The organism is Stenotrophomonas maltophilia group sp. Smal17, assembly GCF_030237045.1.
Lineage (GTDB): Bacteria > Pseudomonadota > Gammaproteobacteria > Xanthomonadales > Xanthomonadaceae > Stenotrophomonas > Stenotrophomonas forensis.
Window position 1 is genome coordinate 1 of sequence record NZ_JASJSU010000024.1, and the last position, 25,398, is coordinate 25,398.

20 protein-coding genes are annotated in these 25,398 nt (G+C 67.7%); 14 read left to right on the forward strand and 6 right to left on the reverse strand.

Annotation, left to right across the window (positions count from 1 at the left end):
- Positions 1-95 precede the first annotated feature (95 nt).
- Positions 96-1,814 carry a gamma-glutamyltransferase gene (ggt, locus tag QRO93_RS08895; RefSeq protein ID WP_180879066.1) on the reverse strand — a complete coding sequence of 573 codons (1,719 nt, stop codon included), beginning with the start codon at positions 1,812-1,814 and terminating at the stop codon, positions 96-98.
- Positions 1,815-2,502: 688 nt separating this feature from the next.
- On the opposite strand from ggt, the gene ilvC reads away from it, so the two are divergent.
- From ilvC to leuB, 9 genes are all read left to right on the forward strand, one after another.
- Positions 2,503-3,477, forward strand: a complete 975-nt coding sequence (gene ilvC, locus QRO93_RS08900) for a ketol-acid reductoisomerase (RefSeq protein ID WP_008265163.1) — start codon at positions 2,503-2,505, stop codon at positions 3,475-3,477.
- Positions 3,478-3,516: 39 nt separating this feature from the next.
- Positions 3,517-5,253 carry an acetolactate synthase 2 catalytic subunit gene (gene ilvG / locus QRO93_RS08905; protein ID WP_180879068.1) on the forward strand — a complete coding sequence of 579 codons (1,737 nt, stop codon included), beginning with the start codon at positions 3,517-3,519 and terminating at the stop codon, positions 5,251-5,253.
- Positions 5,237-5,488, forward strand: coding sequence for an ACT domain-containing protein (locus QRO93_RS08910; protein ID WP_005419108.1), 252 nt, complete (start codon positions 5,237-5,239; stop codon positions 5,486-5,488). Before ilvG ends, QRO93_RS08910 begins: the two co-directional genes overlap by 17 nt.
- Positions 5,489-5,584: 96 nt before the next feature.
- Positions 5,585-6,676 carry a threonine dehydratase gene (locus tag QRO93_RS08915; protein ID WP_053450729.1) on the forward strand — a complete coding sequence of 364 codons (1,092 nt, stop codon included), beginning with the start codon at positions 5,585-5,587 and terminating at the stop codon, positions 6,674-6,676.
- On the forward strand, positions 6,673-8,259 hold the full coding sequence (locus QRO93_RS08920) for a 2-isopropylmalate synthase (RefSeq protein ID WP_285304103.1): 1,587 nt from the start codon (positions 6,673-6,675) through the stop codon (positions 8,257-8,259). The genes QRO93_RS08915 and QRO93_RS08920 overlap by 4 nt, the downstream gene beginning before the upstream one ends.
- A 10-nt stretch (positions 8,260-8,269) precedes the next feature.
- Positions 8,270-9,043 carry a trans-aconitate 2-methyltransferase gene (locus tag QRO93_RS08925; protein ID WP_180879072.1) on the forward strand — a complete coding sequence of 258 codons (774 nt, stop codon included), beginning with the start codon at positions 8,270-8,272 and terminating at the stop codon, positions 9,041-9,043.
- Positions 9,044-9,103: 60 nt separating this feature from the next.
- A complete protein-coding gene (leuC, locus tag QRO93_RS08930) occupies positions 9,104-10,522 on the forward strand; it encodes a 3-isopropylmalate dehydratase large subunit (protein WP_180879074.1) in 1,419 nt (472 codons plus the stop codon).
- Positions 10,522-11,100 (forward strand): 3-isopropylmalate dehydratase small subunit, encoded by a 579-nt coding sequence (gene leuD / locus QRO93_RS08935; RefSeq protein WP_053510801.1) that lies wholly within the window; start codon positions 10,522-10,524, stop codon positions 11,098-11,100. Before leuC ends, leuD begins: the two co-directional genes overlap by 1 nt.
- The gene (leuB, locus tag QRO93_RS08940) at positions 11,090-12,151 is read left to right on the forward strand and encodes a 3-isopropylmalate dehydrogenase (protein WP_180879076.1); all 1,062 of its coding nucleotides are present in this window, start codon (positions 11,090-11,092) and stop codon (positions 12,149-12,151) included. Before leuD ends, leuB begins: the two co-directional genes overlap by 11 nt.
- A gap of 107 nt (positions 12,152-12,258) precedes the next feature.
- Here the strand turns inward: leuB and QRO93_RS08945 are convergent, their stop codons facing one another.
- On the reverse strand, positions 12,259-13,032 hold the full coding sequence (locus QRO93_RS08945) for an SDR family oxidoreductase (RefSeq protein WP_053450736.1): 774 nt from the start codon (positions 13,030-13,032) through the stop codon (positions 12,259-12,261).
- 117 nt (positions 13,033-13,149) lie between these two features.
- On the opposite strand from QRO93_RS08945, the gene QRO93_RS08950 reads away from it, so the two are divergent.
- Positions 13,150-14,055: a LysR family transcriptional regulator gene (locus QRO93_RS08950; protein ID WP_180879078.1), complete on the forward strand. Its 906-nt coding sequence runs from the start codon at positions 13,150-13,152 to the stop codon at positions 14,053-14,055.
- A 203-nt stretch (positions 14,056-14,258) separates the two neighbouring features.
- Here QRO93_RS08950 and QRO93_RS08955 read toward each other — a convergent pair whose 3' ends face one another.
- Positions 14,259-17,420 carry an efflux RND transporter permease subunit gene (locus QRO93_RS08955; protein ID WP_053450738.1) on the reverse strand — a complete coding sequence of 1,054 codons (3,162 nt, stop codon included), beginning with the start codon at positions 17,418-17,420 and terminating at the stop codon, positions 14,259-14,261.
- Between the two features lie 4 nt (positions 17,421-17,424).
- The gene (locus tag QRO93_RS08960; protein ID WP_053450739.1) at positions 17,425-18,555 is read right to left on the reverse strand and encodes an efflux RND transporter periplasmic adaptor subunit; all 1,131 of its coding nucleotides are present in this window, start codon (positions 18,553-18,555) and stop codon (positions 17,425-17,427) included.
- Between the two features lie 117 nt (positions 18,556-18,672).
- On the opposite strand from QRO93_RS08960, the gene QRO93_RS08965 reads away from it, so the two are divergent.
- The 3 genes from QRO93_RS08965 to QRO93_RS08975 all read left to right on the forward strand — a co-directional run bounded on the left by QRO93_RS08965 (position 18,673) and on the right by QRO93_RS08975 (position 21,512).
- The gene (locus QRO93_RS08965; protein ID WP_008264859.1) at positions 18,673-19,353 is read left to right on the forward strand and encodes a TetR/AcrR family transcriptional regulator; all 681 of its coding nucleotides are present in this window, start codon (positions 18,673-18,675) and stop codon (positions 19,351-19,353) included.
- A 136-nt stretch (positions 19,354-19,489) separates the two neighbouring features.
- Positions 19,490-20,137: a protein-L-isoaspartate O-methyltransferase gene (locus tag QRO93_RS08970; RefSeq protein WP_006468193.1), complete on the forward strand. Its 648-nt coding sequence runs from the start codon at positions 19,490-19,492 to the stop codon at positions 20,135-20,137.
- 16 nt (positions 20,138-20,153) lie between these two features.
- Positions 20,154-21,512, forward strand: coding sequence for a TolC family outer membrane protein (locus tag QRO93_RS08975; RefSeq protein WP_053450740.1), 1,359 nt, complete (start codon positions 20,154-20,156; stop codon positions 21,510-21,512).
- A gap of 101 nt (positions 21,513-21,613) precedes the next feature.
- Here the strand turns inward: QRO93_RS08975 and QRO93_RS08980 are convergent, their stop codons facing one another.
- Together QRO93_RS08980 and waaA are read right to left on the reverse strand one after the other, a co-directional pair.
- Entirely contained in the window at positions 21,614-22,840 is a 1,227-nt protein-coding gene (locus QRO93_RS08980) for an amino acid transporter (RefSeq protein WP_164242286.1), read from the reverse strand.
- A 224-nt stretch (positions 22,841-23,064) separates the two neighbouring features.
- Positions 23,065-24,363, reverse strand: coding sequence for a lipid IV(A) 3-deoxy-D-manno-octulosonic acid transferase (gene waaA / locus QRO93_RS08985; protein ID WP_053450742.1), 1,299 nt, complete (start codon positions 24,361-24,363; stop codon positions 23,065-23,067).
- 60 nt (positions 24,364-24,423) lie between these two features.
- On the opposite strand from waaA, the gene QRO93_RS08990 reads away from it, so the two are divergent.
- Complete coding sequence (locus tag QRO93_RS08990) at positions 24,424-25,341, forward strand: LpxL/LpxP family Kdo(2)-lipid IV(A) lauroyl/palmitoleoyl acyltransferase (RefSeq protein WP_053510811.1); 918 nt, start codon at positions 24,424-24,426, stop codon at positions 25,339-25,341.
- The last annotated feature ends 57 nt before the right edge of the window (positions 25,342-25,398 follow it).

A 25,398-nucleotide genomic window follows, 5' to 3' on the forward strand; every position in this document is an offset into this window, starting at 1 on the left:
GATTCACGGCGTCCCCCGACCAGCCCACCCGCCCGGCCAAGCCCCGTATCACTGCCATCACCGCAGAGGGGGCTGCGCCCGTTGGCCGGGAAACCTCAGTACCCCGCCGCCTGCCCATCCTTGCGGCTCTCCGACGCACCGTAGTAAACCCCGGTGTCCGGATCACGCATGATCGCCTGGTACCCGCCATACGGGCCGTCGGCGAATACGATGCGATGCCCCTTGCGCATCAGCGCACGCACCGTCTCGTACGGGAATCCGGTCTCCAGGTTCACTTCGCCGCCATCGGTCATCGCCGTGGCCTGCCCGGTCGGTTCGGTCGAGCCCTCGTGCTGGATGCGCGGCGCATCACCGGCTTCCTGCAGGTTCATGCCGAAGTCCACCAGGTTCATCACGATCTGCGCGTGGCCCTGCGGCTGCATCGCACCGCCCATGACGCCGAAGCTGGCGTAGGGCTTGCCGTCCTTGGTGATGAAGGCCGGGATGATGGTCTGGAACGGACGCTTGCCCGGTGCATAGCCGTTGGGATGATTCTTCTGCAGCACGAACATCTCGCCGCGATCCTGCAGGATGAAGCCCAGCCCTGGCGGCGCCATGCCGCTGCCCATGCCACGGTAATTGGACTGGATCAGCGACACCATCATGCCGTCGGCGTCGGCCACGGTCATGTAGATGGTGTCGCCCTCTTCCAGCTGTTTCGGTGTGCCCGGCTGCACTTCCTTCAACGCCTTGTCCATCGAGATCAGCGCGCGGCGCTGCGCGGCGTACTCCTTGGAAATCAGCTTCTGCACCGGCGCCGGCTGGAACGCCATGTCGGCGTAGAAACGCGCACGGTCGGCGAAGGCCAGCTTCTTCGCTTCCACGAACAGGTGCACGTGTTCCGGCGAGCCGAACGGAATCTTCGAGAAATCGTAGCCTTCCAGCACGTTGAGGATCTGCAGGGCGGCGATGCCCTGGCTGTTCGGCGGCAGTTCCCACACGTCGTAGCCGCGGTAGTTGCTGCTGACCGGCTCGACCCACTCACCGTGGTGGTCGGCCATGTCCTGGTAGCTCAGGTAACCACCATTGGCCTTGAAGTAATCGCCGATGGTGCGGGCGATATCACCCTTGTAGAAGGCGTCGCGCCCGCCATCGGCGATCTTCTGCAGGGTGCTGGCCAGGTTCGGGTTCTTCCACATCTCGCCCTTGCGCGGGGCGTGGCCGTTGATCGTGAACTGCTCCTTGAAGCCCGGGTACTGCGACAGCTTGGGCACCGAGCGATCCCAGTAGTAGGCGATCACTTCGGCCACCGGATGGCCCTCGCGGGCGTAGCGGATGGCCGGGGCCAGGTTGTCGGCCATCGGCGTGCGGCCGAAGCGCTCGTGCAGCGCGAACCAGCCGTCCACCGCGCCCGGTACCGACACCGGCAGCGGGCCAGTGGCCGGGATGTCCTTCAGGCCACGGCGCTGGAACTCGGCCAGGGTCAGCGACTTCGGCGAGCGGCCCGAACCGTTGTAGCCATACAGCTTCTGCGTCTTCGGGTCCCAGACGATGGCGAACAGGTCGCCGCCGATGCCGTTGCCCGTGGGCTCCATCAGGCCGAGTGCAGCGTTGGCGGCGATTGCCGCGTCCACCGCCGAGCCACCGCCCTTCATCACATCGAGTGCGATCTGGGTGGCCAGCGGCTGCGAGGTGGCCGCCATGGCGTGGGGCGCGATCACTTCCGAGCGGGTGGCGAAGGTGTGGCCGGTGATGCGGTCGGCGGCAGAGGACAGTGCGGGCACAGCGGCCAGCACGGCGGCGGCCAGCAGGGAACGAGCAAGACGTCGGGACACGGTAAGGTTCCGATGGAAGGGTGGTCCCCGATCTTCGCCGCTGCGGCCTTCACGCGGTATCGGGCAGAGGTCATGGGCGAAGGCCTTTGGTGGGTGCGGACCAAGGTCCGCACCCACCAAGGCGAATACAACCCGGAATCCGCGCAAAAACTGCCCTGAAAAGAGTGAATTCGGGTTCACCGAAACACTTTCAGCGGCAACCATCCTTGCGCCACAAGCGATTGCGCTGGATGCAGCGGAAACCGAAAAAAATTCTGTCGCGAGGGTTGACATCGCCAAAACGGCTGTGTTTCTCTCGATCACATGTTGCATCACAACACGCCACCGCGAACCCACATCGAAGCCGCCGACACCGGCGCCGCATCGCTGCGTTCGATTCTTGTGCTCGTACTTATTACCCAACCCACAGGTGCGGGACGAGCCAGCGTGTAAGCAACAAACACACCGGAACTCATCAAAAACCCGCACCCGCCCCGGTGCGGGTTTTTTCATTTCAGGACCTGGTTTCAGACGCAACCACCATGAACAACGCCACCTTCAAAACCAGGACCCACACCACCACGACGCCTTGTGGTGGCTGTGCCTGTGCGATGCGTGGCACCTCCTCCACCGCTTTCCCCTGACCGGCCGGCACGTCACCTCGACGACCGGCCGTTCTTTTTTCTTCCCACCGCAAGGAACCTCCCCCATGAGCACCAACGACCTGCCCCAGACCAAGATCGCCGTCATCGGCTACGGCAGCCAGGGCCGCGCCCACGCACTGAACCTGCGCGAATCCGGCTTCGACGTGGTGGTAGGCCTGCGTCCGGGCGGCCCGACCGAGGTCAAGGCGCAGGCCGACGGCTTCACCGTGAAAGCACCGGCCGAAGCGGTGAAGGACGCCGACCTGGTCGCCGTGCTGACCCCGGACATGGTGCAGAAGAAGCTCTACGACGACGTGCTGGCGCCGAACATGAAGCAGGGCGCGGTGCTGTTGTTCGCGCACGGCCTGAACGTGCACTTCGACATGATCAAGCCGCGCGAGGACCTGGACGTGGTGCTGGTCGCGCCGAAGGGCCCGGGCGCGCTGGTGCGCCGCGAGTATGAAATCGGCCGCGGCGTGCCGTGCATCTGGGCGGTCTACCAGGACAAGAGCGGCAAGGCCGCCGACTACGCCCTGGCCTATGCCGGTGGCCTGGGCGGCGCCCGCGCCAACCTGATCCAGACCACCTTCAAGGAAGAAACCGAGACCGATCTGTTCGGCGAACAGGCGGTGCTGTGCGGCGGCGCCTCGGCGCTGGTGCAGGCCGGTTTCGAGACCCTGGTCGAAGCCGGCTACCAGCCGGAGATCGCCTACTACGAAGTGCTGCACGAACTGAAGCTGATCGTCGACCTGTTCTACGAAGGCGGCATCTCGCGCATGCTGGAATTCATTTCCGAGACCGCGCAGTACGGCGACTACGTCAGCGGCCCGCGCGTGATCGACGCCGGCACCAAGGCGCGCATGAAGGAAGTGCTGAAGGACATCCAGGACGGCACCTTCACCAAGAACTGGGTGGCCGAGTACGAAGCGGGCCTGCCGAACTACAACAAGTTCAAGCAGGCCGACCTGGAGCACCCGATCGAAAAGGTGGGCAAGGAACTGCGCGCCAAGATGGTCTGGTTGCAAGGACAGGCCGCGTAACCGCGCGGCCCTCCCCCACCCGCTTTGCAAGGTTCCCCCATGAACTCTTCGACACACCGCAGCGCGCCGCCCAACGGCGCGCGCTGGCTGACCCAGGCGCTGGAAGCCGAAGGCGTCCGCACGCTGTTCGGCTATCCCGGCGGCACCATCATGCCGTTCTACGACGCGCTGGTGGACTCGTCGCTGAAGCACATCCTGGTACGCCATGAGCAGGGCGCTGCGCTGGCCGCCAATGGCTTCGCCCGCGCCAGCGGCCAGGTCGGCGTCTGCGTGGCTACTTCCGGCCCGGGCGCCTCGAACCTGGTCACCGGCATCGCCGATGCGATGCTGGATTCGGTGCCGATGGTCTGCATCACCGGCCAGGTCGCCACGCCGCTGCTGGGCACCGACGCCTTCCAGGAGCTGGATGTGTTCGGCCTGACCCTGCCGATCGTCAAGCACAGCTGGCTGGTGCGCAGTGTCGATGACCTGCCGCGCGTGGTCGCCGATGCGTTCCGTATCGCCCGCGAGGGCCGGCCCGGCCCGGTGCTGATCGACCTGCCCAAGGACGTGCAGCTGGCCGATGCCAGCCATCTGCCGGCGCACGTGCCGAGCAGCGTCGAGCCGCCGCCGGCCCCGGCCGAGGTCGCCATCGCCGAAGCCATTGCCGCGCTGGCCGCGGCCGAGAAGCCGGTGGTCTACGCCGGCGGCGGCATCGCGCTCGGCGATGCGGTGCAGGACCTGCGTGACTTCGTCGAGGCGAGCGCCATCCCCACCGTGATGACGCTGCGTGGTCTGGGTGCTCTGCCGGCCAGCCATCCGCAGTCGCTGGGCATGCTGGGCATGCACGGCACCCGCGCGGCCAACATGGCGGTGCAGGAAAGCGACCTGCTGCTGGTGCTGGGGGCACGTTTCGATGACCGTGCCACCGGCAAGCTGGCCGAGTTCGCGCCGTTCGCCCGTGTCGTCCACATCGATGCCGACGCCTACGAGATCTCCAAGCTGCGCAGTGCCGACGTCGCCGTGCCCGGCAATGTCGGCCATGCCATCCGCGCCCTGCGTGCGGCCTTCCCCTCCCCCAAGGCCCACCAGGACGCATGGCGCAGGCGCTGTGCGCAGCATCGTGATCGATTCGCCGCGCGCTACGACGCACCGGGCCAGCACATCTACGCCCCGGCCCTGCTGAAGCGCCTGAGCGAGCTGGCACCGGCCGATGCGGTGATCGCCTGCGACGTCGGCCAGCACCAGATGTGGGTGGCGCAGCACTGCCGCTTCAACCACCCGCGCAACCACCTGACCAGTGGCGCGCTGGGCACCATGGGCTTCGGCCTGCCGGCGGCGATGGGCGCCCAGTTCGCCTGCCCCGATCGCACGGTGGTACTGGTGTCCGGCGACGGCAGCTTCATGATGAACGTGCAGGAGCTGGCCACCATCGCGCGTTGCCGGCTGCCGGTGAAGATCGTGCTGCTGGACAACAGTTCGCTGGGCATGGTGCGGCAGTGGCAGGAGCTGTTCTTCGCCGAGCGCTACAGCGAGATCGACCTGTCCGACAACCCGGACTTCGTGGCGCTGGCGCAGGTGTTCGGCATCGCCGCGACCCGCATCGACGCACGCGATGACGTGGAAGGTGGCCTGGCTGCCTTGCTGGCCGAGCCGGGCCCGGCCCTGCTGCACGTGGCCATCGATGCACGCGCCAACGTGTGGCCGCTGGTGCCGCCGAACACCGCCAACAGCACGATGCTGGAAAGCAATCCCGCCCACGCCCGCCAGGAGACCCCCAATGCACTACCGGCTTGACCTGGTGCTGCACCCGGCCGAAGGCGCGCTGCTGCGCGTGATCGGCATGGCCGAACGCCGTGGCTTCGCGCCGCGTGCGATCAGCGGCGCGCCGGTGGCGGCCGACGATGGCCGCTGGCACCTGCAGCTGGTGGTGGATGGCCAGCGCCCGGCGGAAACGCTGTGCCGGCAGATCGAGAAGATCTACGACTGCGTGTCCGTGCAGGTCACTGCCGTGGAAGGAGCCTCCGTATGAACACCCGTACCGTAGCGACCACGGTGCCGGTACGGAGGCGTCTTCTTCGCCGCCCGTGCCCGCATGCGGCGGTCGACCGCACCCCGCTGGTGGCCCATGCCGGCCGCTGATGCCAGCCAGGAAAGCGATGTCGGCGACGTAAGCGTCGCCGACGTACTGGCTGCGCAGGCCCGCCTGCGCCGCTTCCTGCCACCCACGCCGCTGCACCACGCAGAGCGCTTCGGTACCTGGCTGAAGCTGGAAAACCTGCAACGCACCGGTTCCTACAAGGTACGCGGCGCATTGAACGCGCTGCTGGCCGGCCGCGAGCGCGGCGACACCCGGCCGGTGATCTGCGCCTCGGCCGGCAACCACGCCCAGGGCGTGGCGTGGGCCGCCTACCGCCTGGACGTGCCCGCCATCACCGTGATGCCGCACGGCGCTCCGGCAACCAAGATCGCCGGCGTCGCCCACTGGGGCGCCACCGTGCGCCAGCATGGCAACAGCTACGACGAGGCCTATGCCTTCGCGGTGGAACTGGCGCAGCGCCACGGCTACCGCTTCCTGTCCGCGTTCGACGATGCCGACGTGATCGCCGGCCAGGGCACGGTCGGCATCGAACTGGCCGCACACGCACCGGATGTGGTGATCGTGCCGATCGGCGGTGGCGGCCTGGCCTCCGGCGTCGCGCTGGCACTGAAATCGCAGGGCGTTCGCGTGGTGGGTGCGCAGGTGGAAGGCGTCGATTCGATGGCGCGCGCGATCCGTGGCGACGTCCGCGAGATCGCCCCGGCCGCTTCGCTGGCCGATGGCGTACGGGTGAAGGTCCCCGGCTTCCTGACCCGCCGGCTGTGCACCTCGCTGCTGGACGACGTGGTGATCGTGCGCGAGGCCGAGCTGCGCGAAACCCTGGTCCGGCTGGCACTGGAGGAACACATCATCGCCGAGGGCGCCGGTGCGCTGGCGCTGGCCGCCGGCCGCCGCGTCGCCGGCCGTCGCAAGTGCGCGGTGGTCTCCGGCGGCAACATCGATGCCGGCGTCCTGGCCGGCCTGCTCACCGACATCCGTCCGCGCCCACCGCGCAAGCCACGGCGACGGCGCAGCGAAACGCCGCGCTCGCCCGGCAAGGCCAGCGCCCCCGCATCCCCTGCCTCTTCCCCTTCCCACCTGCAAGCCGTCGCACCCGCTGTCGAGGAGATTTCCCTGTGACCACCATTGAACGAATTACCACCCCGCGCATCCGCATCTTCGACACCACCCTGCGTGACGGCGAGCAGTCCCCCGGCTGCAGCATGAGCCCGCCGCAGAAGCTGGTGATGGCGCGTGCGCTGGACGAACTGGGCGTGGACATCATCGAGACCGGCTTCCCGGCCAGCTCGCAGTCCGACCGTGAGGCGATGGCCCTGATCGGCCGCGAACTGCGCCGCCCGAGCCTGAGCCTGGCGGTGCTGTCGCGCTGCCTGCAGGCCGACATCGAAACCTCGGCACGCGCACTGGAAGCGGCTGCCAACCCGCGCCTGCACGTGTTCCTGTCGACCAGCCCGCTGCACCGCGAGCACAAGCTGCGGATGACCCGCGAGCAGGTACTGGAGTCGGTACGCAAGCACGTATCACTGGCACGCTCGTACATCGACGATGTCGAATTCTCGGCCGAGGATGCCACCCGCACCGAGCTGGATTACCTGATCGAAGTTTCGCGCGTGGCCATCGCTGCCGGCGCGACCACCATCAACCTGCCCGACACCGTCGGCTTCACTACGCCGGAAGAGATCCGCGCGATGTTCCAGCAGGTCATCGCCGGCGTTGCCGACGTTCCCAATGCCACCAACGTGATCTTCAGTGCGCATTGCCACAACGACCTGGGCCTGGCCGTGGCCAACTCGCTGGCCGCCATCGAAGGCGGTGCGCGTCAGGTCGAATGCACCGTCAATGGCATTGGCGAGCGCGCCGGCAACTGCTCGCTGGAAGAGATCGCGATGGTGCTGAAGGTGCGCAAGGCCTTCTACGAGCAGGACAGCGCGATCAACACCCCGCGCATCGTCGGCACTTCTCAGCTGCTGCAGCGCCTGGTCGGCATGCCGGTGCAGCGCAACAAGGCCATCGTCGGTGCCAACGCGTTCGCCCACGAATCGGGTATCCACCAGCACGGCATGCTGCGCCATCGCGGCACCTACGAGATCATGCGCCCGGAAGATGTGGGCTGGGAAGACTCGCAGATGGTGCTGGGCCGGCACAGTGGCCGCGCCGCCGTCGAAGCGCGCCTGCGTGCGCTGGGCTTCTGGCTGGACGAAGACGAACTGAAGCTGGTGTTCGAGCAGTTCAAGGGCCTGTGCGAACAGCAGCGCGTGGTCACCGATGCCGACCTGCAGACGCTGATGCAGGGCGGCTCCAACGCGCAGGGCTACCGCCTGGCGTCGATGACCATCAGTGACGTCGGCAGCCGCGCCAACGCGCTGGTCGAACTGTCCGACCCCGATGGCAACCGCGTGGCCGAGACCGCGCAGGGCGACGGCCCGGTCGATGCGCTGTTCGGCGCGCTGTCGGCGGCCACCGGCGTGCAGCTGATGCTGGACAGCTACCACGTGCACAGCGTCGGCATCGGCGCCGATGCGCGCGGCGAAGCCAACCTGAGCGTGCGCCACGAGGGCGTGGAGTACGACGGCACCGGCACCAGCAAGGACATCATCGAAGCCTCCGCGCTGGCCTGGCTGGATGTTGCCAACCGCCTGCTGCGCCAGCGCCAGGCCGCCGCCCACAGCAGCACCGACATTCCCACCCCCGCCACCGCCTGAGGAACCCGCCATGAGCGCCTTCGACACCACTGCGCTGCCTGCAGGGCAGCACTGGAACGCCCAGGACTATGCGATCGACGCCGGCTTCGTGCCGCTGCTCGGCGGCGCGGTGGCGCGCCTGCTCGACCCGCGCGCCGGTGAACGCATCCTCGACCTGGGCTGTGGCGATGGCGTGCTCAGCACCGAACTGGCCCTCAGCGGCGCACGCATCCACGGCGTGGACGCGTCGCCTGAACTGGTGATCGCGGCCCGTGCGCGTGGCGTCGATGCGCAGGTGATGGATGGCCGCGCACTGACCTTCGACAGCGAGTTCGATGCGGTCTTCAGCAACGCCGCTCTGCACTGGATGGGCGGCCCGGACCGCGTTCTGGAAGGCGTGCGCCGTGCCCTGCGCCCGGGTGGCCGCTTTGTTGCCGAGTTCGGTGGCCATGGCAATGTGGCCACGATCATCGCCGCGGTACAGGCCGCGCGCGTGGCGCATGGCCACGGTGCCAGCGCCTTCCAGTGGTATTTCCCCAGTGCCGACGCCTACGCCGACCGCCTGCGCCAGCATGGCTTCCAGGTGCAGCTGATCGAGTGCACGCCGCGCCCGACCCCGCTGCCGACCGGCGTGGCCGGCTGGTTGCGGGTATTCGCTGCGCCGTTGCTGGACGATCTGCCCGCCGAGGTCCGCGCCACCGTTCGCGAGGCCGCCACCGCGTTGCTGGCCGATCTGCCGCGCAACGCCGCCGGCCAGCCGTTGGCCGACTACGTGCGGCTGCGGGTACTCGCCCGTCGCCGCTGACATGATCCGTTCGTTATCTTTCCCGATGTCCGCACCTTCGTACTTCTGCCAGGCACACGCATGACTTCCGCACCCCGCACCCTGTACGACAAACTGTGGGACGCCCACGTGGTGGTTCCCGAATCCGACAGCGCGCCCGCCGTGCTGTACATCGACCTGCACCTGATCCATGAGGTCACGTCACCGCAGGCGTTCACCGAGCTGCGCGAGCGCGGCCTGTCGCCGCGCCGGCCGGACCGCACCAAGGCGACGATGGACCACTCCACGCCGACCCTGCCGGCTGCCGCCGACGGCACGCTGCCCTACGCCAGTGCCGCCTCCGAGGCGCAGGTCGCCACGCTGGCGCGCAACTGCGCCGAGCACGGCATCGAGCTGTTCGACATGGCCTCGGACAACCGCGGCATCGTCCACGTGATCGCACCGGAACAGGGCTTCACCCAGCCCGGCATGACCATCGTCTGCGGTGACAGCCACACCTCCACCCATGGTGCGTTCGGTTCGCTGGCGTTCGGCATCGGCACCAGCGAAGTCGGCCACGTGCTGGCCACGCAATGCCTGCTGCAGCGCAAGGCCAAGACCCTTGCGATCACCGTGGACGGCCCGCTGGCACCTGGCGTCGGCGCCAAGGACGTGGTCCTGCACATCATCGGCGTGATCGGCGTCAACGGCGGTACCGGCCACGTGATCGAGTTCCGTGGCAGCACCATCACGGCGATGGACATGGAACAGCGCATGACCCTGTGCAACATGTCGATCGAGGCCGGCGCGCGTGCCGGCATGGTCGCGCCGGACCAGGTCACCTTCGACTTCGTCGCCAACACCCCGCGCGGCCCCAAGGGCGCCGACTTCGAGGCCGCCGTGGCGCGCTGGCAGCAGCTGTGCAGCGATGACGGCGCACGCTTCGACAGCGAAGTGCACATCGACGCCGCCGATATCCGCCCGACCCTGACCTGGGGCACCCATCCGGGTACTGCCATCGCGGTGGATGCGCCGATTCCGGCCGCCAACGATGCCGCCGCGCAGAAGGGCCTGGACTACATGCACTTCCAGGCCGGCAAGGCGCTGGCCGGCACGCCGGTGGATGTGGTGTTCGTTGGTTCGTGCACCAATGGTCGCCTGAGTGACATGCGCGAAGTGGCGCAGGTGCTGCGCGGACGCCGCGTCGCCGACGGCGTGCGCATGCTGGTGGTGCCGGGCTCGGAGATCGTCAAGCGCGAGGCCGAGGCCGAAGGCATCCATGAGATCGTGCGCGCGGCCGGTGCCGAATGGCGCGAGCCGGGCTGCTCGATGTGCATCGCCATGAACGGTGACCTGGTCGCCCCGGGCCAGCTGGCGGTGAGCACCAGCAACCGCAACTTCGAGGGCCGCCAGGGCCCCGGTTCACGCACTCTGCTGGCGTCGCCGATGAGCGCGGCATGGGCGGCGGTGAAGGGCCAGGTGGCCGATACCCGCGAACTGTTCGCACAGGAGGTGGCGTGATGGCCGGTTTCCGTACCCTGAGCTCGGCCAGCGTGGTGCTGCGCCAGACCAACATCGACACCGACCAGATCATTCCGGCGCGGTTCCTGTCCACCACCGAACGTGCCGGCCTGGGCCGCAATGCGTTCAATGACTGGCGCTGGCAGGCCGATGGGTCGCCGGTGGCCGACTTCGCGTTCAACCAGCCGCACAACGCCGGCCGCAGCATCCTGCTGGCGGGCCGCAACTTCGGCTGCGGTTCCTCGCGCGAGCACGCACCGTGGGCGCTGACCGACCTCGGCCTGCGCGCCATCGTCAGCAGCGAGATCGCCGACATCTTCCGCGGCAACTCGCTGAAGAACGGCCTGCTGCCGATCGTGCTGGACGAGGCCGACGTGCAGGCGCTGATGCAGCACCCGGACGATGAGCTGACCATCGACGTGGCCGCGCGCGAACTGCGCACCCCGGATGGCCGCGTCTATTCCTTCCCGCTGGATGGCTTCTCGCAGACCTGCCTGCTGGAAGGTGTCGACCAGTTGGGGTATCTGTTGGGCCGTGTCCCTGAAATCGAACGTTACGAGAGTGAGCATGCACGCTGAAATTGTTGTCCTGCCCGGTGATGGCATCGGCCCGGAAGTGGCCGCCGCGGCAGTTGCCGTCCTGAAGGCCATCGCCGAACGCTTCAACCACACCTTTGCTTTCAGCGAACACGACATCGGTGGCATCGCCATCGATCGCCATGGCGAACCCTTGCCGGCCGCCACCCTGGCCGCCTGCCAGGCCGCCAACGCGGTGCTGCTGGGTGCGGTCGGTGGCCCGAAGTGGTCCGACCCGAACGCCAAGGTGCGCCCGGAACAGGGCCTGCTGGCAATCCGCAAGGCGCTGGGCCTGTATGCCAACCTGCGCCCGGTGCGCACCCACGAGGCGGCGCTGCACGCCTCGCCGATCAAGGCCGAGCTGCTGCAGGGCGTGGACTTCGTGGTGGTACGCGAACTGACCGGCGGCATCTACTTCGGCGACAAGACCCGCGACGCCGACAGCGCCAGCGACCTGTGCCGCTACACCGTGGCCGAGATCGAGCGCGTGCTGCGCAGCGCGTTCCGCCTGGCGCAACAGCGGCGTGGCAAGGTCACCTCGGTGGACAAGGCGAACGTGCTGGAAACCTCGCGCCTGTGGCGTGACGTGGCCGCACGCATCGGCCGCGAGGAGTTCCCGGACGTGGCACTGGAACACCAGCTGGTTGATTCGATGGCCATGCACCTGCTGGCCAAGCCGCGCGAGTACGACGTGATCGTCACCGAGAACATGTTCGGCGACATCCTCACCGATGAGGCCTCGATGCTGGCCGGTTCGCTGGGCCTGCTGCCGTCGGCGTCGCTGGGCGAACCGGGCGCGGTCGGCATCTACGAGCCGATCCACGGCTCGGCCCCGGACATCGCCGGCAAGGGCATCGCCAACCCGTACGCGACGATCTTCAGCGCGGCGATGCTGCTGCGCCATTCGCTGGGATTGGAAACGGAAGCCGCTGCAGTGGAAGCGGCCGTGCATGCGGTACTGGACGACGGCGTGTTCACTGCCGACCTGGCCGCCAAGGGCCAGGCGGTGAGTACCGCCGCCGCGACGGATGCGGTGCTGGCGAAGCTGGGCTGACCTGTCCGGCAACTCCTGTAGAGTCGAGCCACGCTCGACTCACGCAACAGCAGTCGAGCATGGCTTGACTCTACAGGTACGCCGCAGCCACGCCCTGCGTGGCTGCTTTACTTGGTGGTGTACCCACCGTTGACCAGGATGGTCTGCCCGGTCATCCACCAGCCATCGGTGACCAGGAAGCGGATCCACGGCACGATGTCGGCGATGTCGGTCAGGCCAGTGCGGGTGAATGCCGACAGCGCCGCCGCGGTCTTGTGGTACGCCTGCGCATCGGCACTCTCGGCCGGGTAGAAGAACGGCGTATCCATCGGACCGGGACCGATCGCGGTCACCGAGATGCCGCGCTCGCCGAATTCCTTCGACGCTGCGCGGGTGAAGTGTTCCACCGGCGCCTTGGTACCGGCATAGCTGGAATAGAACGGGGTGAACGCACCCAGCAGCGAGGTCACCAGGGTGCAGATGCGACCACCATCATTGACGTGGCGACCAGCCTCCTTGAGGAAGAAGAACGCAGCCTTGGCATTGACCGCGCTCATCTCGTCGTACTCCGCTTCGCTGATCTCCAGCAACGGCTTTTTCAGCACCTTGCCGACCGTGTTGATGGCGATGTCGGGACGACCGACAGCCGCCACCGCATCGGCGAACAAGCGCTCCATCGCCGCGGCCGAGGTCAGGTCTCCCTGCAGGGCGACGGCCGTGCTGCCAGCGGCCTGCACGGCGGCAACGGTGGCTTCGGCATCGGCCTGGGTGGCGGCGCTGTTGTAATGGATGACGATGGCCCTGGCCCCTTGCGCAGCAAAGTCGCGGGCCAGCAGGCCACCCAGGTTCTTGGCGCCACCGGCAATCAGCACGGTCTTGCCCTTGAGGGAATGGTCGGTCATGGCGTTGGTCTAGGGAGGGGGCTGCCCGGGGTGGCAACCCTGCCCTGACGACGATATCGTGCAGAAAACGCGGATAAAGCCCGCCACATTGACTTAACTTTCCAGAGCCAGCGAACAATGGATCGGATCGATCGCTTCCGCATCTTCACCCGCGTGGTGGAGTGCGCCAGCTTCACCCGCGCCGCCGACCAGCTCGGCCTGCCCCGTTCGACGGTGTCAGCGGCCATCGCGGAACTTGAACAGCGGCTGGGCACCCGCCTGCTGCAGCGTTCGACCCGCAGGGTCTCCACCACCCACGATGGCGACGTGTTCCATGCCCGTTGCCTGCGCCTGATTGCCGAGGTCGAGGACGCCGAGTCATTGTTCCGCCAGGACGACGCGCAGGCGGTGGGACTGCTGAAGATCGACGTGCCCAGCCGCATCGGCCGCCGCATCCTCGCCCCGGCCCTGCCCGACTTCTTTGCACGCTACCCGCAGGTGGAGCTGGACCTGGGCATGACCGACCGTGCGGTGAACCTGATCGAAGATGGCTGCGATGCCGTACTGCGCGTCGGCCAGCTGAGCGACTCCAGTCTGGTGGCCCGCACCCTGGGCCAGCTCGATTTCGTCAACGTTGCCGCACCGGCCTATCTGCGCGAGCACGGCGTACCGCAGCAACCTGCCGATCTGCAGCAGCACCGCGCGGTGAACTACGCTTCGCCGACCACGGCGCGGGTGGAAGCGTGGGAGTGGCAGGACGGCAGCCAGCTGCACACGCTACCGATGCCAGGCTGGGTGCGGGTGAACAGCGCCGAGGCGTCGATTGCCTGCTGCGTGGCCGGGCTCGGGCTGCTGCAGATTCCGCGCTACGACGTGCAGGCCGAACTGCAATCAGGCGCATTGGTGGAAGTGCTGCCGCAGCACGTCGCGCAGCCGCTGCCGGTAACCCTGCTGCAGCCGCACCGGCAGCATCGCGCACACCGCGTGCGGGTGTTCATCGAGTGGTTGTTGCCATTGCTGCGCACCGGACTGCAGCTGCAGTAGATCCACGCCATGCGTGGATGCTTCTGTAGAGTCGAGCCATGCTCGACTCATCCCATCATCGCGCGAAGAGCAGCCGAGCATGGCTCGGCTCTACAGAAAGCAGATCCCGCGAGCAGATCCATCCACGCCGTGCGTGGATGCATGCGTCAGTGCCAACCAAGGTTGGCACCTGCCAGAGGCCGAGGCCGGGAAAACCCGGGGCATCACGCCCCGGATTCGTCCGGCTTGACCCGGAACCACGCCGCATACAACGCCGGCAGGAACACCAGGGTCAGCACCGTTCCCACGATCAGGCCGCCCATGATCGAGATCGCCATCGAGCCATAGAACGCACTGCGCGACAGCGGAATCATCGCCAGCACGGCAGCCAGCGCGGTCAGCACGATCGGGCGGAAGCGGCGCACCGTGGCATCGATGATCGAATGCCAGCGGTCATGCCCGGCGTCGATGTCCTGCTGGATCTGGTCGATCAGGATCACCGAGTTGCGCATGATCATGCCGGCCAGTGCGATCGTGCCCAGCAGTGCCACGAAGCCGAACGGCGCGCGGAACAGCAGCAGGAACAGGGTCGCACCGATGATGCCCAGCGGCGCGGTCACCAGCACCATCGCTGCGCGCGAGAAGCTGCGCAGCTGCAGCATCAGCAGCGTCGCCACCACCACCAGGAACAGCGGCATGCCGGCCTTGATCGAGTTCTGGCCGCGGGCCGAATCCTCCACCGTACCGCCGGTTTCCAGCAGGTAGCCGCTGGGCAGTTCAGCACGGATGCCGTCCAGCGTCGGCAGGATCTGGTGCACCACGTCCAGCGGCTGCATGCCATCGCTGATGTCGGCGCGCACGGTCACCGTCGGCAGTCGGTTGCGGTGCCAGATGATGCCGTCCTCGAAGCCGTACTCCATCGTCGCCACCTGCGACAGCGTGATGCTGCCGCCGTTGGCGGTGGGCATCGACAGGCTCGACAACAGCTCCAGCTGGTTGCGCTCATCGGCCGGGCCGCGCAACAGCATCTCGATCTGGCGATTGCCTTCGCGGTACACGCTCACCGATTGCCCGGCCAGCGAACTGGACAGGAACTGGCTGACCTGGGCACTGCTCACGCCCAGCGCGCGGGCACGCTCCTGGTCGATCACCAGCCGCACCACCTTGCTCGGCTCGCTCCAGTCCAGGTTGACGTTCATCACGTGCGGGTTCTCACGCACCTTGGCCTCGACCTGGCGCGCGATCGCCTGCACCCTCTCGATGTGCTCGCCGGAAATGCGCATCTGCACCGGGTAGCCGACCGGCGGGCCGTTCTCCAGGCGGGTCACGCGCATCTGCACATCCGGGAACTTCGGGATCACCTCGTGCAGCAGCCAGTCGCGGGTGCTTTCGCGCGACTTGATGTCCTTGGCCAGCACCACGAACTGGGCGAAGTTGGTCGCCGGCAGCTGCTGGTCCAGCGGCAGGTAGAAGCGCGGCGAACCGGTACCGACATAGGACACGTAGTTGGCGATGCCGTCGCGGCTGGACAGCAGCTTTTCCAGCTTCTCGGCCTGGGCCTGGGTCGAGCGCAGCGACGCGCCCTCGGCCAGCTCGATGTCCACCATCAGCTCCGGCCGGGTCGAATCCGGGAAGAACTGCTGCGGCACGAAGCGGAACATCATCAGCGAGAACACGAACAGGGCGATGGTCGCGGCGATCACCCACCAGCGACGACGCAGGCAGGCGTCGAGGAAGCGACGGAAGCTGCGGTAGAACGGGCGCTGGTACGGGTCATGGTCGTGCCCGTGCTGCGGTGGCGCGATCAGGTTGGCCAGCGCCGGGTAGCGGTCGGCCCACTGCTGGCGCCTGGCATGCCAGCGCGCGGACAGGCTGCCCGGCTTGGGCGGCTGCGGATTGAACAGGTCCGGCAGCATCTTGTCGCCCAGGTACGGGATGAACAGCACCGCTGCGATCCACGACACCACCAGCGCGATGGTCACCACCTGGAACAGCGAGCGGGTGTACTCACCGGTGCTCGATGCCGCCGTGGCGATCGGCAGGAAGCCGGCCGCGGTGATCAGGGTACCGGTCAGCATCGGGAACGCGGTTGACTCCCAGGCGAAGCTGGCCGCGCGCAGGCGGTCGTAGCCCTGTTCCATCTTGGTGGCCATCATCTCCACCGCGATGATCGCATCGTCCACCAGCAGGCCCAGTGCCAGCACCAGCGCGCCCAGCGAGATCTTGTGCAGGCCGATGTCGAAGTAGTGCATGACGAAGAAGGTCATCGCCAGCACCAGCGGAATGGTCACGCCCACCACCAGGCCGGTACGCAGGCCCAGCGAGAAGAAGCTGACCAGCAGCACGATCACCACCGCCTCGGTCAGCACCTGCACGAACTCGCCCACCGACTCTTCCACCGACTGCGGCTGGTCGGACACCTTGCGCAGCTGCATGCCGGCCGGCAGGGTCTTCTGCAGGCGCTCGAATTCGGCATCGAGGTTGGCACCGAGCTTGAGGATGTCACCGCCGTCCTTCATCGCCACCGCCAGGCCGATCGCTTCTTCGCCCATGAAGCGCATCTTCGGCGAGGCCGGGTCGGCGAAGCCGCGCTTCACCTCGGCAATATCACCCAGGTGCACGGTCCGGTCGCCTGCCCGGATCGGGAACTGGCGGATCGCCTCGATATCGTTGAACTGGCCGGTCACGCGCAGCTGCACGCGATCAGTGGCGGTCTCGAAGAAGCTGGTGCCGGTGATCGCGTTCTGGTCGGCCAATGCCTGCTGTACCTGCTGCATCGACACGCCCAGCGTCGCCAGGCGGGTATTGGACAGCTCGATCCACACCTTCTCGTCCTGCAGGCCGACCAGGTCGATCTTGCCGACGTCGGGCACGCGCTGCAGTTCCAGCTGGATACGGTCGGCGTAGTCGCGCATCACGGCGTAGTCGAAGCCCTTGCCGGTCAGCGCGTAGATGTTGCCGTAGGTGTCGCCAAACTCATCGTTGAAGAACGGGCCGACGATCTCGCGCGGCAGCGTCGCCCGGATGTCGCCCACGCGCTTGCGCACCTGGTACCACAGGTCCGGAATCTGCCGGGAACGCAGGCTGTCGCGGGCCATGAAGATCACCTGCGATTCGCCCGGGCGCGAGTACGAGCGGATGAACTCGTACTCGCCGGTGTTCATCAGCGCCTTCTCGATCGGCTCGGTCACCTGCCGCGAGACCTGCTCGGCGGTGGCGCCCGGCCACAGCGTGCGCACCACCATCGCCTTGAAGGTGAACGGTGGATCCTCGGACTGGCCCAGGTGCTTGTATGACCACGCGCCGATCAGCGCGAAGGCGAGCATCGCAAACAGCACCAGTGGACGGTTGGCCAACGCCCACTCGGAAAGATTGAAGCGGCGCACTGGCTTACTCCTTGGCCTTGGCGGCGGCGGCCGGCGCGGCCGGCTTCAGCACCGGGCGGTTCTGCCGGTCCACGGCGATCACCGGCTGGCCGGCACGCAGCAGATGGCCACCGGCGGCGACCACCCAGTCGCCTGCGCCGACGCCCGTGAGCACCGGCACCGTCTCGCTGCCGTAGGCACCGGTGGTGACCGCCGCAGCCTTCAGCGTGCTGTTGGCCGGATCGACCACCCACACGCTGGCGGCACCGTTGGCACCGCGTTGCAGCGCGCCCAGCGGCAGCTGCAGGGTGCCGTGGCGGCCGGCGCTGCTGTAGACACGTGCGCTCTGGCCCAGCTCCACATCAGCCAGTGCATCGGCCGCCAGGCTGACCCGGGTCGCATAGGTCCGTGCCTGCGGATCGGCAGCGGCGGCAATCTCGCGGATCGTGCCTGGCAGGCGCTGGCCGGGACGGTTCCACAGTTCCACCTCGACCGGCTGGCCGACCGCGTAATCGCGGATGGTGGCTTCGGGCAGGTCGATCAGCACTTCGCGGCCACCGTCGGCGGCCAGGTTGAAAATGGTCTGGCCGGCGGACACCACCTGCCCGGCTTCGGCCTCGCGGCTGGCGATCACGCCGTCGGCCGGTGCACGCAGCTGCGCGTAATCGGCCTGGTTGCGCAGCACATCGAGGTTGGCACGCGCCGCATTGGCCTGGCCCTGCGCGGCCTTGAACGCGGCAGACTGCTGGTCCAGCTGCGAGCGGCTGACCAGCTGCTGGTCGGCCAGCACCTGATAGCGCTTGAGGTCGTCGCGGGCGCGCACCAGGTCGGCCTCGGCCGCGGCCAGCTGGGCCTGCGAAGCGCGGGCCTGCAGCGCGAAGTCGGCCACGTCCAGCTCGGCCAGCACGTCGCCCTTCTTCACCCGCTGGCCGGCATCGACGTGGCGCTTGACCAGGTTGCCGCCGACGCGGAACGACAGCGGGCTTTCCTGGCGTGCGCGCACCGTGCCCGGGAACGCCGCAGGCGCCTGCCCGGCCTGCTCGCCAGGGTGAACCACCAGCACCGGCACGGCCGCCTGCGGCGCCTGTTCCTGTCCCGAACAGGCTGCCAGCGCAGCCACCCACACCATACCGCCCATCCAGCGCACGATCTTCATCGGTCAACGTCCTGAAAACGCAGGGTCCAACAAGGGGGGAGCCGCGACTGCCGGCCCAATTTAATAAACCGGTCGGTATAGTATAAATATCGAACCGCTTGGTCTAGTATTGTTGCGATGAGTTCTCCTACTTCCCGCAAGCCGTCGGCCAAGCCTGCTGCCAAGGCCGCCGGACCCGGGCGCCCCAAGGATCTCGGCAAGCGCGCGGCGATCCTTGAAGCAGCCAAGGCACTGTTCATCGAACAGGGCTATACCGGCGTGAGCATGGACGCCATCGCTGCTCAGGCCGGCGTCTCGAAGCTGACCGTGTACAGCCATTTCGGCGACAAGGAGACCCTGTTCTCCGAGGCCGTGCAGTCCAAATGCATTGAAATGCTGCCCGACGCCCTGTTCGTGGCCGACGCGGACGGCCCGCTGCGCGACCAGCTGATCGGCATCGGCCTGGCCTTCTTCGAGCTGATCACCTCCGATGCGGCAATCTCGATCCAGCGCATGATGATGGCCCCGGAGACCGATGAACGCCTGCGCGAGCTGTTCTGGCAGGCCGGCCCGGAACGTACCTGCGCGGCCCTGGCAGACTTCCTGCGCGCGCGCGGCGAACGCGGCGAGCTGGAGATTGCCGATTACTATCTCGCCGGCCAGCAGTTCCTGACCCTGGTGAAGGGCGAAGTGCACATGCATATGATGTGCGGCATGCCACTGTCACCGGTGGAGTGCGACCCTCTGACCCACGTGACCGCCAGCATCGACTTCTTCCTGCGCGCCTATGCGCCGCGAGGGGCCGGGACGGCCGGATAACCAAAACTGAACGAACCGGAGGTCGCGATGACTTCCGGCACTGCGACCCCGGCCACCCGGCAGCTGATGCTCTGGGCGCGCCGCCGGCCTCCGGCACCGGTAAAATGGCCGGCCCACTGCGCTGGATTTGAACCTCATGACGATTGATTACGCCCACGCCCGCGAACTGATGGTGGAACAGCAGATCCGTCCCTGGGACGTGCTGGACATCAAGGTGCTCGACGTCCTCGCCCGCCTGCCGCGCGAGGCCTTTGTCGCCGACGCGCACCGGGCGCTGGCCTACGCCGACGTCGAACTGCCGATCGGCCATGGCCAGAAGATGATGAAGCCGGTCATCGAGGGCCGTACCCTGCAGGCACTGGACCTGCAGCCGGGTGACGAAGTGCTGGAGATCGGCACCGGCAGCGGCTTCCTGGCTGCCTGCATCGGCGCGCTGGCGCGCGACGTGCTGAGCCTGGAGATCGACCCGGAACTGGCCGCCGCCGCACGCGCCCGTCTGGACGCCTCCGGCCTGGGCACCAATGTCCGTGTGGAAGTGGCCGACGCCCTGTCCTGGCAGACCGAACGCCGTTTTGACGTGATCTGTGTCACTGGTGCGGTCGACGTGGTGCCGTCACAGTTCGCCTCGTGGCTGCGTCCGGGTGGCCGCCTGTTCGTGATCCAGGGCCGCTCGCCGGCGATGGAGGCCCTGCTGGTCAAGGCCGACGGCAGCACCGAATCGCTGTTCGAAACCGATATCGATTACCTGCGCGGTGCCGCCCCGGCACCCCAGTTCCACCTCTGAGTCCAAGGAAGCCGCAATGATCCGCCGATCCCTCGCTGTTGCGCTGGCCACTGCCCTGCTGCCGTTGTCCGCCCATGCCGCCGACCTGCTGCAGGTCTACGAGATGGCGCGCAACGGCGATCCGCAGCTGTCCGCCGCCGAATCGACCCGGCTGGTCGACAAGGAAGGCGCCGTGCAGGCGCGCGCCGCCCTGCTGCCGCAGATCAATGGCCAGGCCACGCTGAACCGCTCGCGCAGCGAAGCCGACCATGACGCCAACTCCGGCACGGTCACCAGCAAGCGCCGCAACTACACGATCGACGGCAGCCAGACGCTGTTCAACTGGACCCAGATCAACAACCTGCGTTCGCAGCGCGAACTGAGCAAGGCGGCGGACTTCACCCTCGACTCGGCCAACGACAGCCTGATCGTGCGCACCTCGGCGGCCTACTTCAACGTGCTGGTGGCGATCGAATCGCTGAACGCCGCACAGACCAATGAAGCGGCCGCGAAGAAGCAGTTCGACTTCGCCGACAAGCGCCTGGAAGTGGGCCTGGCGCCAATCACCGACGTGCATGAAGCACGCGCCCAGTACGACCAGGCGCGCGCAAACACCATCGTTGCGCAGAACACCCTGGCCGATAACTACCAGGCCCTGACCGAACTGACCGGCCAGCCGGTGGTCAACCTGCGTGGCCTGCCGGCGGACTTCCGCCCGGAAGTGCCGGCCAACCGCGGCAACATCGACGAACTGGTGCACCAGGCGACCAACCAGAATCCGGCGCTGAAGGCGCAGGAACTGAAGGTCAGTGCCGCCGAAGCCAGCGTGCAGGCCGCCCGCGGTGGCCATTACCCGACCCTGTCGCTGGGCGGCAGCTGGGGCAAGAGCGCGACCTGGGGTGACAGCACCGGTGCCGGCTCGCTGTCGCCGGACGCACGCACCAACAGCATCGGCCTGACCCTGAGCGTGCCGATCTTCTCCGGCGGTGCCACCCAGTCCGGCGTGCGCCAGGCGCTGGCCCAGCGTGACATCGCCCAGGACGGCTACGAACAGCAGAAGCGTGCCCTGGACCGCAACACCCGCAACGCCTACCAGACCCTGGTGCAGGGCATCAGCGAAGTGGAAGCCCGCCGCCTGGCGGTGGTCTCGGCGCAGAGCGCGTACGACGCCTCGCAGGTTGGCCTGGAAGTCGGTACCCGTACCGTGCTGGACGTGATCCAGAACCAGCGCATCCTGTTCTCGGCGCAGCTGGATTACGCCAACGCCCGCTACACCTTCCTGCAGAACCGCCTGCTGCTGAGCCAGTCGCTGGGCGCACTGGATGTGGCCGAGCTGCAGGACGTCAACCGCCTGCTGACCCAGGACGCAGGCAACCCGGCAACGACCACGCACTGAGTCGCCGCCCTGCCGGCAACGAAGAAGCCACCCGCGAGGGTGGCTTTTTTTTGTGCGCGACGCAGGCCGAAGCCTCCACGCATGGGAGGCTTGCCTGGTCGTCAGCCGGGCCACGCACGCATCCGTTCCGCGGCGGCCAACAGGCACAGCGCGGCGGCCAGGGGGGCCAGCACCGGCAGGGCGCGTGGTAGCGGAACCTGCGCGCGCAGGGCAGCCAGGCACAGCGCCGCCATCACCAGCAGGGTTGCCGGCCCAGGCAGCACCGGCAATGTGCCCATCGGCATCGCCAGCGCCAGCAGCGCCGCGGCCAGCACCACCGCGACCGGCATCGGCGGCGCAACACGCCCATGCGATGCATCGCGGGCCGCCGTCCACAACTGCGTTGCCAACCGCGCAGCCACCCGCAGCAGCACCAGCAGGAGTGCCGCCAACCCGCTCGCCCCCGCCAGTGGCAGCAGCGGCATCATCCACTGCAGTTGCGGGTGCTGCTGCAATGCCACCGACAACGGCCGCGTACTGGCCAAGGCCGGAAACTCGACCAGGCCGGACTGCAACGCGGCCAGCACGATCAGCAGCAGCATGGCCAGCAGCAGCGTGCTCGCCAGCAACGCCGCCTGTCGCGTCCGCACCTGGCCACACACGCCGGGAAATCCCAGCACCAGGCCGGCACAGGCAAACACGCCGAGCAGCGGCACGCTGGCTGCCAGCACTCCTCCTGGCCCGAAGCGATAGGGCGCCGTGGCCTCCGGCAGCCACGGTATCCAGAGCGCGTAGTGCACATGGCGGGCCGCCAGCACCAGCAGCAACAGGCCGGTGCCCAGCTTCACCGTCAGCAACGCACAGGCCACCAGCGCCCCACGCCTCGGTGGCAGCAATCCGATCAGCCCAAGCAGAAGCAGGCCAAGGGTGGCCATCAGCGCAACCGGCATCGCGTTACCGGCCTCGATGCCACAGCTGGCCAGCAGCGCATGCACGTGGCTGGCCATGGACTGCGCCACGCCGGCGCTGGTCGCCATCAGTTCCACCAGCAGCGCGGCGCCGAGCAGGCCGGCCGGGACCCTGCCCCAACGCGCCCGCAGCAGGCCGTGCAGGCCCTCGGCCACCGGCAGCTGCCGGCCCAGGATGTGCAGGCAATACAGCAGCGGCGCGGTGCCCAGCGCAGCCAGCAACAGGCTCAACACGATCGCAGGGCCTGCCTGTGCGGCGGTGTGCTGCCCCACCAGCGCGATCACGCTGCCACCCAGCATCAGGGTCAGGATCACCCCTGCAAGGTGGTCCCTGCCCGGCCCTGCATCGCCCATGTCGCCCGGGCCGCTGTCGCTATCCATCGCAAGGTTCCTTGATATCCGCCCAAGCACGTTCGACAGCAGGCTGGCAGCCTGCGGCGAAGGGCGATATCAGAATCCGTGGCGTGCACGCCGCATTGTGATCGCAGGCACGTCGGCACACCGTTCCACGGTCCTGCAACGACAGAAATCTCGCCGTTAAGCAGAATTGATGCAGGCGATCACGTCATTCGATCCGCAGTACGTGGATCGAATCCCCTGCGGCCTCAGCTGCGCGGAGGAGGCAGGTGGGGGGCCACCAGCGCCAGCGTACGCTGCAATGCGCCGCGACCGTTGCTGACCAGGGTGCAGCCGGCACGCGCCATGTCCTCGCGTGCACGTTCGTCATCAAGCAGGTGCTGCAGCAGATCGCCAACCGCCTGCACGTCCTCGCCGATCAGCAGGGCACCGGCCTCGCGCATGCGTCGTGAGATCTCGGAGAAGTTGTGCAGGTGCGGGCCGGTCACCGCGGCGGTGCCCATCGCCGCCGGTTCCAGCAGGTTGTGGCCACCGATCGATTGCAGGCTGCCGCCGACGAACGCCACCTGCGCACAGGCATAGAACGGCATCAGTTCACCCAGGGTGTCGATGACGAACACATCGGTGCCGGCGTCCGGCCACTGCATCGCACGCCGGGTCGCCACATTCCAGCCCTGCTCGCGCGCCAGGGCCTCCACCTTCGGGAAGCGCTCGGGATGGCGCGGCGCCCACAGCAGCAGCAGGTCGGGATGCTGCTGGCGCAGGCGACGGTGCAGGTCGATCACCGCCTGCTCCTCACCGTCATGGGTGCTGGCGGCGATCCACACCGGGCGTCCAGCGGGTACCTGCGCATGGAACTGCGCGACGAAATCCTGAACGTCCGGCGTGGCGATGTCGAACTTCAGGTTGCCCAGCGCCTGCACCTGCTCGGGGGCCGCGCCCAGCTGCACGAAACGCTCGGCATCATCCTGCGACTGTGCGGCGACGCAGGTAACCGTGCGCAGGGCGCGACGGATCAGCGCTGCCAGCAACCGGTAGCCACGCAGCGAGCGGGCCGACAGGCGGGCATTGAGGATGTAGACCGGAATGCGGCGATCGCGGCAACCGAACAGCATGTTCGGCCACAGCTCGGTCTCCAGGATCAGCGCCAGGCTGGGCCGGAAGTGGCCGAGGAAGCGGTTGACGCTGCCGGGCACGTCGTACGGCAGGTAGACATGGTCGAGCGCGTCGCCCCACAGCGCGCGCACGCGTTCGGACCCGGTCGGGGTGATGGTGGTGATGACCCAGCGGATATCCGGACGTTGCTGGCGCAGGGCGTTGACCAGCGGGGCGGCGGCATTGACCTCGCCCACCGACACCGCATGCAGCCAGACCCGCGGCTGGCCGGTCGGCTGTGGGTAGGAGGCGTAGCGCTCGTCCCAGCGCCGGAAGTATTCACGGACCCGGAAACCGCGCCAGACCAGGTGGTACACGGTGATCGGCAGCAGCAGGTAAAGCACGGCCGAATACAGGCCGCGCAGGATCCATTCGACAGGGTCTTTACGCATGCGGCAAGGATACGGGAGGCCCCCGGGAAAGACACGCGGCCGGGTTGGTAGAATGGAGCAATGTCCGATGCCTCCACTGCCATCCGCCCGTCGCTGCGCGATCCCCGCAACTGGCCGATGTTCGCCGTCATGTTCGGCGCCTTCGCCATCGCCCGCCTGCCGTGGATGCTGCAGCGCGCGCTGGGCCGTGGCGTCGGCTGGATCAGCTGGCGCCTGCTCGGCAGCCGCCGCCGCGCCGCCGAGGTCAACCTGCAGCTGTGCTTCCCGGAAAAGGACGAGGCCTGGCGCCAGCGCCTGGTGCGCGACAGCTTCGATGCGCTGGGCGTGGGCGTGTTCGAATGCATCCGTGCCTGGTGGGGCAGCATCGACCGCATCCGTCCGCAGGTGCAGATCGAGGGCCTGGAACATCTGCGCCGGATGCAGGCCGAAGGCCGCGGCGTGCTGCTGGTCTCCGGCCACTTCATGACCCTGGAGATGTGTGGCCGCCTGCTGTGCGACTACGTCGACCTGTCGGGCATGTACCGCAAGCACAAGAACCCGGTGTACGAGTGGGCGGTGAAGTTCGGCCGCCTGCGCTACGCCAAGGCGATGTATGCCAACGAGGACATCCGCGCCACTGTGCGGCACCTGAAGAAGGGCGGCTTCCTCTGGTACGCGCCGGACCAGGACATGCGCGGCAAGGACACCGTGTTCGTGCCGTTCTTCGGCCACACCGCGTCCACCATCACCGCCACCCACCAGCTGGCGCGGATGACCGGCTGCGCCGTGATCCCGTACTTCCACCGCCGCGAAGGCGGGAAGTACTTCCTGAAGATCGGCGCACCGCTGGAGAACTTCCCCAGCGAGGACGTGGAAGCAGACACCACCCGGGTCAACCAGGCCATCGAAGCGATGGTGCGCGAGGCGCCCGACCAGTACCTGTGGATCCATCGCCGTTTCAAGCGCCAACCGGGCGGGCGGAGCGATTTCTACAATTAGCTGGATGTGGCAGCCGGTGCCAGCCAGGGCTGACATCGACCGGACTGCTGGGCGTCT

Bases quoted from the DNA above. Each gene is read 5' to 3' on its own strand.
- leuB (WP_180879076.1), top strand. From the start codon at position 11,090: ATGCACGCTGAAATTGTTGTCCTGCCCGGTGATGGCATCGGCCCGGAA.
- QRO93_RS08950 (WP_180879078.1), top strand. From the start codon at position 13,150: ATGGATCGGATCGATCGCTTCCGCATCTTCACCCGCGTGGTGGAGTGC.
- QRO93_RS08970 (WP_006468193.1), top strand. From the start codon at position 19,490: ATGACGATTGATTACGCCCACGCCCGCGAACTGATGGTGGAACAGCAG.
- QRO93_RS08960 (WP_053450739.1), bottom strand. From the start codon at position 18,555: ATGAAGATCGTGCGCTGGATGGGCGGTATGGTGTGGGTGGCTGCGCTG.
- QRO93_RS08915 (WP_053450729.1), top strand. From the start codon at position 5,585: ATGCCGGCCGCTGATGCCAGCCAGGAAAGCGATGTCGGCGACGTAAGC.
- QRO93_RS08925 (WP_180879072.1), top strand. From the start codon at position 8,270: ATGAGCGCCTTCGACACCACTGCGCTGCCTGCAGGGCAGCACTGGAAC.
- leuD (WP_053510801.1), top strand. From the start codon at position 10,522: ATGGCCGGTTTCCGTACCCTGAGCTCGGCCAGCGTGGTGCTGCGCCAG.
- QRO93_RS08975 (WP_053450740.1), top strand. From the start codon at position 20,154: ATGATCCGCCGATCCCTCGCTGTTGCGCTGGCCACTGCCCTGCTGCCG.
- QRO93_RS08945 (WP_053450736.1), bottom strand. From the start codon at position 13,032: ATGACCGACCATTCCCTCAAGGGCAAGACCGTGCTGATTGCCGGTGGC.
- leuC (WP_180879074.1), top strand. From the start codon at position 9,104: ATGACTTCCGCACCCCGCACCCTGTACGACAAACTGTGGGACGCCCAC.
- QRO93_RS08990 (WP_053510811.1), top strand. From the start codon at position 24,424: ATGTCCGATGCCTCCACTGCCATCCGCCCGTCGCTGCGCGATCCCCGC.
- QRO93_RS08980 (WP_164242286.1), bottom strand. From the start codon at position 22,840: ATGGATAGCGACAGCGGCCCGGGCGACATGGGCGATGCAGGGCCGGGC.
- waaA (WP_053450742.1), bottom strand. From the start codon at position 24,363: ATGCGTAAAGACCCTGTCGAATGGATCCTGCGCGGCCTGTATTCGGCC.
- QRO93_RS08965 (WP_008264859.1), top strand. From the start codon at position 18,673: ATGAGTTCTCCTACTTCCCGCAAGCCGTCGGCCAAGCCTGCTGCCAAG.
- ilvC (WP_008265163.1), top strand. From the start codon at position 2,503: ATGAGCACCAACGACCTGCCCCAGACCAAGATCGCCGTCATCGGCTAC.
- QRO93_RS08910 (WP_005419108.1), top strand. From the start codon at position 5,237: ATGCACTACCGGCTTGACCTGGTGCTGCACCCGGCCGAAGGCGCGCTG.
- ilvG (WP_180879068.1), top strand. From the start codon at position 3,517: ATGAACTCTTCGACACACCGCAGCGCGCCGCCCAACGGCGCGCGCTGG.